Below are 9,477 nucleotides of genomic sequence, written 5' to 3'. Positions count from 1 at the left end.
CACCAATCCGAATCGCACAAGCCCCTAATCACATTATTTTTACACTTTCTTTAACGCCGGCTAAATCGGGTAAAAACCGACCAAACCAATGCGCAAACTACAGACACAAAAAAGGCGGCTTGCGCCGCCTTTTTATCGCCATTTTGACTCTTACCGGGTCAAGGCTTGGGCTCATCTTTTGGAGCGACACCTTTTGTGTCAGACTCTAGGCCGTCTTCGTTTGATGTAGTCTGAGCAGCAACCGCCGGCTCTCGACGCTTAAACAAGACGTTTCTACGCTGCCATAGCCAGCATACCGGCCCCGAGAAGGCGTAGCTCACCGCCATTACCAACAATACGCGAGCGGGATCGATGGTAATAACAACAAACACCAACACAACCGCAAGCATTGCCACAAAAGGGACACGGCCGCGAAAGTCGATACCTTTAAAGCTGGCATAGCGAACGTTGGAAACCATAAGCAACGCCGCCAAAATCGTAATCAGGGTCGCGGCAGTGGCAATACCCCACTCGACGTCAACGTCGTGCCCCACCCACACCATAGCGGCGATTAAGGCCGCCGCAGAGGGGCTGGCAAGCCCGACAAACTGGCTTTTATCGACAGTGCCGATTTGCGTATTAAACCTCGCTAGGCGCAGTGCGGCACAGGCGGTAAACCCAAAGGCCGCTGCCCAGCCCACCTTGCCGAGGTCAACCAACCCCCAATTAAAAATCACCAATGCGGGAGCCACACCAAATGAAACCATGTCGGCTAAGCTATCGAATTGCTCGCCAAAGGCACTGGAGGTATTGGTCATTCGAGCGACCCGTCCATCTAGGCCGTCAAATACCATGGCGACGAAGATGGCGATAGCAGCCACTTCAAAGCGGCCATGCATAGCCGAGATAATGGCGTAAAAGCCACTAAACAGCGCAGCAGTGGTAAATAAGTTGGGCAATAAATAGACGCCGCGATGACGAACCTTTTTATCGCCCTCCTGCACCTCTTCAACATGTTCGTCAAACGGTAAGAGGCTATCGGCCTCTTCGTCGTCGATACGCTTATCAGGATCTTGGCTCATACATTCCATCTCGCCGGTTTAAAACATTAGCGTAACACAAAAACGACAAACCCCTGCGCTAGGCAAGGGTTTGTGGTCAGAAGCATGCGCCCCTGAATCAAGCAAGAGGCGACTTAGTTTTTGTCTTTGTCGACGATCTTGTTGGCCTGAATCCAAGGCATCATGGCGCGCAGTTTTTCACCCACTTGCTCAATGGGGTGAGCCGCGTTGTTGCGACGGTTAGCGGTCATTGACGGGTAGTTGTGTGCACCTTCGGCGACAAACATCTTGGCGTACTCACCGTTTTGGATACGCTTAAGCGCGTTACGCATAGCCGCGCGCGACTCTTCGTTGATCACTTCAGGGCCGGTAACATACTCACCGTACTCGGCGTTGTTAGAGATCGAGTAGTTCATGTTGGCGATGCCACCTTCGTACATCAGATCAACAATCAACTTCAGCTCGTGCAGACACTCGAAATAGGCCATCTCAGGCGCGTAGCCCGCTTCGGTCAGGGTTTCAAAGCCCATTTTAACCAGCTCAACGGCACCGCCACACAGAACCGCTTGCTCACCAAACAGGTCGGTTTCGGTTTCGTCTTTAAAGGTAGTCTCGATGATACCGGTACGACCACCGCCAACACCGCTGGCGTAAGACAGGGCGACATCTTTAGCGCGGCCCGAGGCGTCTTGCTGAATAGCGATCAAGTCAGGGATACCGCCACCGCGAACAAACTCGGTACGCACGGTATGGCCTGGTGCTTTAGGGGCAACCATGATCACATCCAAATCTTTGCGCGGCACGATTTGGTTGTAATGGATCGCAAAACCGTGAGCAAACGCCAAAGTGGCGCCCTCTTTCAAGTTCGGTTCGATTTCATCGCGGTACAGCTCGGCCTGAAACTCGTCGGGAGTCAGCAGCATAACCACTTCGGCGCCGGCAACGGCTTCGGCTACTTCGCTCACTTTAAGGCCGTGGGCCTCGGCTTTAGCAACCGATGAAGAGCCTTTACGCAGACCAACAGTGACGTTAACGCCAGAGTCGTTCAGGTTGCACGCATGGGCGTGACCCTGTGAGCCGTATCCGATGATGGCTACTTTTTTGCCCTGAATGATGGAAAGATCGCAATCTTTATCGTAATAAACCTGCATAGCAGACTCCTATCAAAAATAAGGTGAACAATAGAACAGCAGCGCCATTCAGCGCTGCCGAAATGAAATTTTTAAGACCCGCGCAGTTTAGTTAATTTTTCACATAACGTAAAATGATATATTCGCAACCTTACATTGCAAAAATGGCAACACACTATGGATACGCAAAAGCTGTCGCTCTTTATCGCCCTAGCCAATACCGGGCATTTTAGCCGCGCCGCGATCGCCTGCCACGTTAGCCCCTCGACCATGAGCCGCAACCTTAAGCAGCTAGAAGACGAGCTAGGCACCCAACTGATGGAGCGTGACAATCGTTCAGTCGCGCTTACCGATGACGGTACCCGGTTTTTGCAGTTTGCCCGCGAGACGTTACAACAATGGGAAACCTTTCAGGAATCACTACTCGCCGATGCTACCGAGCTGCGTGGCCAGCTGAGTCTGTACTGCTCGGTGACCGCCAGCTATAGCTTTTTGTACGACATTCTTACCGAGTTCCGCACTCGCCATCCGGGTATTAACATTAAATTGCACACCGGTGACCCGGCCCAAGCGATTGATCGGGTTACCAGTGGCCTGGAGGATGTCGCCATTGCCACCCGCCCCGAGCGCCTGCCCACAGGGCTCGACTTTAAGCCTATCGCTCACTCGCCGCTGGTATTTATCGGGCCCATCGACAGCCTCCATTTAGGCGGCACCCCCAAACAGTGGCGTAACTTACCTATGATTATTTCGGAGGACGGACTGGCCCGCGAACGGTTTGACGCTTGGTGTCGACAAGAATCGTTAACCCCCAACATCTATGCCGAGGTAAAAGGCAATGAGGCCATCGTGAGCATGGTGAGCTTAGGGTTTGGGGTGGGGCTCGTCCCGCTGATTGTTCTGGAGAATAGCCCACTAAAAGAGAAGGTAAAAAAAATAGCACGGCAACCCGACTTGGGGCCTTTTGAAACGGGAATATGCGTTTTAAAGAAGCGACTAAAAAGCCCGATTGTCTCGGCGCTTTGGCAGCAGATTGCCGACAAAGCACCTTGACGGAATGGCGCAGCTGAACTGCGCCGTGCAAAGTTACTCGAACATTACAGGTATTGATGTAGCGATAATGCCATTGGGGCCATTAACCACTTGATCGCCGCGCTCGGTTAAAGCCTCCCCCAGCACGTCTTCGGCAATAGTCAGCGCTGTGGTGTCGTACCAAGTGCTTGCCGTCCAGCCAAAGGGCACCACATGGAAGCCTAGGCTTTTGGCCGTTAACATACTGCCAGCATCCAACGCACCTGTCGTAAAGTCCACAGCTAGGTCATCCACCGCGCCGGCAATATCAAAGCCTTGTTGGTAGATAGGCTGCAAATCATCCACGATACGATCCCCGACAATTTCGATGTCATCCACCATAAACTCACCTGCAACGGTGTTACCGTACTGAAAGCCAAACATTTGCGGTGACAGCGTACGCGCAAAATCTGCGGGGTAATCGTCATCGGTGATCTCGAACTCCACTTCGTTCCACTCGCCGTAGTTCATCGCGGTCATATCAACTTCGCCAAAAGCAAAGTGCTGCCAGCTACCACTTTGAAAGAAGAACGTCATCCAGAAATCGGTTCCGGAAAAAGCTTCTGGCAAGAAGATATTAGCTTTCACCGTGAGGTTACCGCCAAAATTAATCTCTTGCACCGAATTGACGTCGGCTTTATTGACGGCACCCCCATCACCGGCGGGAACACTAGCCTGCAACGCACCATCGACATTAGCGAGCTCCACTTGACCACCGTCCCAGCCGGCATTTACAAAACCCTCTGTACCGCTGCTGAAAGTCGCCTTGTATTGAGTATCAGTCACGACCTTAGTGGGGCGGGCAGACGGGTCTTCAATCACAAACGAGTCGATCAATATCGGCTCTGACTTGGGCGTAGTGATACCCCCAAACTGCAAGCCAAACGCCTGGGCGGTATAAATATCCGAAGGCGGCTGCACGGTTTCATTAAAGTTTACCGTGTACTTTAAATCGGCCCATTCGCCAGGCACTAATTGCGATGGACTCACCGATATCGAGTTCCATGACCAACCCTCACCAAACTGGCCGAACGCATTCATCCACATATTGCTCAAATCACCCGCATACTCATCAGGTAAAAACATTCTGACAGTAACATTAAGCGTCTTACTAAAATCGATTTGACCAATAGCGTCGCCGTTCCAAGATGCCATTTGATAGTTTACCTGCCCCGCCGTTGGCAAAGCCTGCAAGCTACCCTCCGCAACCCAGGAATCAGCCCCATCGACCATCCACTGCTCAGCATCACCATCAGTGTTAAACTGCGCAGTGTAAACAGGCGGCACGCCGGGGAAGAGATTCATATTATCAAACTTGATCTCGCCTTTGGCGCTGTCCGACTTACCGTTGGCCATTATCTCAACACCCACATGGGTGACCGCCGTCTGATCAAACTCAGTGGCGCCACTCATAAGATTAGCCGGATCAATTTCCGCAGGCACATCAAAGCGTAGCTTGTTCCAGGTATTCTCACGCAACTCGCGCGCTAAAAATGTGCCTAAGCGTAAACGGTTGCCGTTGGTGTCTATCAAGTACATAGCAATACCGGTGGTACCGTTAGGCGCGTAGTTGGAACTGCCGGGGGCCACCCGCATAAACTCCAAGTAACGACGATCCATAAACACATCCAGCGATGAGGCGCCACCACTTAAATCAATGACTTCGCCAAAGGCATTGACATAACCGACGCCATCTTCGGCACTGGACCAGGGGGTGTCCACCGATACGGCAACATTACCAGCGGCCTGCAACATTATGTCATTGTGATCGACCGGAAACTCTCCCGTCTCAGAACCACCGAAGGCATTCATCACAAAAGGCACGCCCTCTTGTGCAAGTAGGGTATTGGCCGAAATTATTTTATCGGTATTATCCCAGCGCTGGCCATCGCCATCGGCTGCCAAAACTAGATTTTTTTCGGGGTCGGCAGATAACAGCTCTTGCCCACGTCCCACTAAAAAGGCATTAAAATCTTGGCCGCAGCCTGCGGCGTCAATCATTAAGGGCAACTTGAAGCCCGCATCGCGGAAGCGACGAATTAACGCTTTATAGGTATCAATATAATCTTGATAACCCAAACTTGCGGCACTAAAAACACCCGTTGGCCCCCAGCCGTCGGCTATATTAATAATGACACGCCCCTGAAAGCGATCTTGCGCTAACACGGCAATCCATTTGTCCAGCCACAAGGTGTTCACCGCATCAATTAAGCTGTTGGGATCTTCTTGGCACTGCAGAGCTGAGCCATCGTCCGTTAGCGTAACAACCGCCACCATATTGTTATTGGCAATAACACTTAAGGCGCCATCCAGCTCATCCTCGGTAACATCTTTATTTACCATCAGGCGCACCGCATTAGCGCCAGTGGCGGCCACGGGCTCTATCGCGTCGATCATCAGTGAAGGATTGCTATAAAATTCTAGAGTAACGCCGCGCAACATCGCTATGTTGCCAGCCACATCCAGCACAAACGGCCCTACTGTGGTCATGGTTGGCTCGCTTTCGGGCGGACGCGGACGATCCGCAGGATCTTCGGCACCCGCCTCCGGGTACATCATATCCACATCGTTATCTTCACCCAGCAGGCCATCGCTGCCGCCACATGCACTTAGCGTTAACGCACCGGTCATTACAACCCATGGTAATAATTTCATTTTCATATCCAAACTCCATCATTATTCTTTTGGCTCCCGCGCTTAACGCGGGAAACGAGTATCTGATTACCGAGCCTTAGAAGGTCAGAGTAAAGCCTGCAGCGTAACGCCGTTCTTGCACATTAATGCTTTGTAACTGGTCTTCGTACTGGGCGTAAGTTCTGCGATCAGTCGCGGTCAGATTGGTACCGTTTAGGTACACACTGACATGCTCATTAATCCAGTAGCTCAGAGACAAGTCGAGATAACCGGCCGGCTCTCCCCAGTTAGCTAACTCCACCGGTGTACCGCTGGTGTTTAACTCCGCGTACCCGTCGTACTGCTTGCTGCGCCAGTTATAGGCAATACGCGCATTCAGCCCCGCGTTGTCATACCAAAGAATCAGATTAGATTGATGTGCAGAGTTAGACTCCAAAGGCAAGGTATTGCCTTCAAGGTCTTTTTGCTCGGATTCACTTTGAGAGTAGGTATAGTTAAACTCAATACCGGTAGAGCTTAAGAAACTGCCGGGAAGGAAGGTAAACGGTTGACGATAACCAAACTCCATGCCGTAAAGCGAGGAGCCGTTTGCGTTGTCGTAGACCCACACGTTACCGGAGTTACCCCGGTCGATACCGTCACCATCAACAAATTGACGTCGCTCCTGAAAGCTTCGCACAGACGTATCCACGTCCATGTAAAACAAGCCCACACCAAGAATCGCATCTTCATCAAAATACCACTCGGCAGAGGTGTTATAGACGTCGGCAAGCCACGGATCGATATCAATACTGCCGTTGTCACTACCACCCCCGACACAAGTAACGTCCTCGCCGACTAAATTACCCGAGGTGTCGACAACCAATACCCGATCGCCATTCTCATCGGTTTTTTCACACTGGGTATACCACAAGTGAAGCCCGGAACCGACACGTTTTAAGTCGTTACGCGATGTAGTGCGCGCCGCCGCAAACCGTACAACAACGTCATCGGCGGGGTACAAATTAACGTTAGCCGATGGTAAGTACTGGGTAAACGAGCGCTCTTTGGTTTCAATGTCGTATACAAAGGCGAGTTTTTGATAATCGACGGAACCGATGGAGTTAAACACATCCAATACTTCGGGCACGGTATTACGCTCCACCGTGCGCTCAGTGTGCATCACTTTTAAACCAACGTTGCCGCTGTAAGGAATGCCAAATAGGCCATCACCGGAATCAAAGTTAAACTGCACCGATGCCTCGGTAGAAGCCTCCTCCACATTGAAGGCGAAAGACGGATCTTCCACCGTGCGAGTGCCAGGGTACAAACGGTTCATAAATGTCAGCGGAGAATCCCACTGCGCGGGGTCAAGCGCCGACACGCCATTATCAAAACCCGAGAAAGGCCCAAAATCGTTAAACACTACAGTATCGGCGGCCGAGAAACCGTTATCGATTAAACCGGCATCACGCAGAGCTTGGCTTTCATCTTCGTAATTAAAATTCCGAAAATCTGGATAGCGTTGCCATACGCGATTACCCGAATATAGCTGGTTACGTTTATCAATGGGAATACGCTGGTTATCAGGATAACGCTCGGTCGGTGTGACATAAAAGAACTCAGTATAATCCGCCTCACGAATACCGTGACGCAGCCCCACATCGACGGACTCAAAAAGGCCACCATCAAAGTCGTAATTCAAGTCAATACGGGCAACATTAAGAGTGCCTTCAGTGTTGTTACCTTTAGCGTCCGCCTGATAGTTGGCTAACAAAGCCGCATCCGAGACATCGCGCTCAAACTGAAAAGATGGATAATCACCGCGGTAGTCAATAATGGCCGGATAAGGGTCAATCGGGTCTTTGCCGGAAATGCCATCCTCATCAACCCACAGCCAAGCAGGACTGCCTTGCTTTAAAGAAGCTTCGCGCTGACGTTTCTCTGCCTCGGCATAAATATACCGCGCCGTTACCGTTAGGTTATCGTGATTGGTGTAATCCAATTGCAAATTGGTATTCAGCGCCGCGGTTTTATCGATTTTATTGGATGATGTGGTTTGAAAGTCCGGCGACAGCAGGTCGGCTACCTGTAAACTATGAATGGTCGCGGTTTGTGATTGGCCATTGTCATCCACGTAGGTGAAATTGCCACCCTCGCTAAACACTGAGCCTTCTTGCAGCGCGTTATTCAGGCCTTGCTCCGTCCCCGGCTCGCCATTAACCGGATAAGAATCCACTGCCGAGTTTCCATTAAACGCAACTTTTACGCCTCGGTCGTATTGATCCATTTGAGTGTAAAATGCGTCGCCGCGCAGCGTGAAGTTATCATTAATTTGCCACTCGCCACTAAACGAGCCACCTTCGCGCTCGCGGGTAACAAAGCTGCTCGTGGCACCGAAGCTTTCCGGCACTAAGTACCAGTCATTGACCAGGTCGCCGTCGCCGTCAAAATCCAGCGGGTCGGTTGGTGTACCGTTTTTCTGGTCGAGAAAACCAAACTGCGGGTTTTCCCACATAGAGTAGTTGGCGTTGTAGCTCTCGGAGGTAAACAAGCCAACATTAAACGCTAAAGCGTCGTTGACTTTAAAGCCGAAAAAGCCGCTTAGATTGTAGTCTGGGTCGCGCGTACCGGTGCTGCCATCTGGATTCACTTCATCTTTTGAACGGCTACCCATAGAGGCTTCGGCGCGCAGATTGGCAGTCACGCCATCATCCATGGCAAGCGGAGACATGGTTTTCAAGTCCACCACGCCCGAGATACCACCGGCCACCATAGAGGCAGACTGAGATTTGTATACATCTACCCCACTGATCATGCCAGCAGGAATATCCGAGTAATTGGCGCCCACCTCGGTAATGCTCCAAGGACTTAAGAACTGCTCGCCGTTTAAGGTGGTTAACACCTGAGGCATACCGCGAATATTAAGTGACGTCCCCTCGTTGGCCTCGCGATTGATCTGAACGCCGGTTACCCGTTGCAGCGAGTCGGTAATCGTCAAGTCGGGCAACTTGCCGATATCTTCCGCTACAATCGAGTCGACGATGCGATCCGAGTCGCGCTTGATATCAATGGCCGCGGCTTGCGACTGGCGAACCCCACGAACAATAACCTCTTCCAATAACGCCTCATCGCCACTGGCCTGCGGGGTGGTATCGGACTCTTGGGCAAACAGGGCCGAGCTCCCAAGGGCACAACCAATGGCCAATGCCAAGGCACTCCGACGGGGGGAAAATGCACTGCGATCTATCATCTTTGTATTCCTCGCACACTCTTATGTTTTTTTATAGGTACTACCAGAGCCACGCACAGGGTATTCGTCACGGCTCTAGGCAACTAACGGGAAAGCTGGGATTTTCTACTCAGAAAACGCGTTTTTATTATCCTCGACCACTTCATATGATCTTTTATATAAGGCCGGCTACAGAATAAACTGGATAACCTGTAACCGATTACAGCAACAATAGCGCACCCGGCGGCCATGTTCAACAGGAAAACAGGGTTTACATATAAAATGTGTCTAGCAGTAAAAGGCACCAAAAGCCCCTAAAAGTGGGATTTTAGTCGCAGAAATGCCAATAAGTGGGGATAAACAAAGGAGGAAAGCGCTAAAAGAGAGGGCT

General features: G+C 51.3%; 5 protein-coding genes. 1 reads left to right on the top strand and 4 read right to left on the bottom strand.

Translation table 11 applies throughout. From position 1 onward, the window contains the following. Positions 1-158 precede the first annotated feature (158 nt). Together pssA and ilvC are read right to left on the bottom strand one after the other, a co-directional pair. A complete protein-coding gene (gene pssA / locus AACY82_RS15200; RefSeq protein WP_339617690.1) occupies positions 159-1,061 on the bottom strand; it encodes a CDP-diacylglycerol--serine O-phosphatidyltransferase in 903 nt (300 codons plus the stop codon). A 113-nt stretch (positions 1,062-1,174) separates the two neighbouring features. Continuing rightward, complete coding sequence (gene ilvC / locus AACY82_RS15195; protein WP_339617689.1) at positions 1,175-2,191, bottom strand: ketol-acid reductoisomerase; 1,017 nt, start codon at positions 2,189-2,191, stop codon at positions 1,175-1,177. A gap of 156 nt (positions 2,192-2,347) precedes the next feature. Between ilvC and ilvY the strand changes: the two genes are divergently transcribed. Beyond that, the gene (ilvY, locus tag AACY82_RS15190; protein WP_339617688.1) at positions 2,348-3,223 is read left to right on the top strand and encodes an HTH-type transcriptional activator IlvY; all 876 of its coding nucleotides are present in this window, start codon (positions 2,348-2,350) and stop codon (positions 3,221-3,223) included. Positions 3,224-3,256: 33 nt separating this feature from the next. Here the strand turns inward: ilvY and AACY82_RS15185 are convergent, their stop codons facing one another. Continuing rightward, complete coding sequence (locus tag AACY82_RS15185) at positions 3,257-5,902, bottom strand: hypothetical protein (protein WP_339617687.1); 2,646 nt, start codon at positions 5,900-5,902, stop codon at positions 3,257-3,259. 70 nt (positions 5,903-5,972) lie between these two features. Beyond that, a complete protein-coding gene (locus AACY82_RS15180) occupies positions 5,973-9,107 on the bottom strand; it encodes a TonB-dependent receptor (protein ID WP_339617686.1) in 3,135 nt (1,044 codons plus the stop codon). Positions 9,108-9,477: the final 370 nt, after the last annotated feature.

Source organism: uncultured Gilvimarinus sp., assembly GCF_963972205.1.
Lineage (GTDB): Bacteria > Pseudomonadota > Gammaproteobacteria > Pseudomonadales > Cellvibrionaceae > Gilvimarinus > Gilvimarinus japonicus.
Note: the sequence above shows the minus strand (reverse complement) of the source record. Positions and strands in the feature narration are given on the sequence as shown.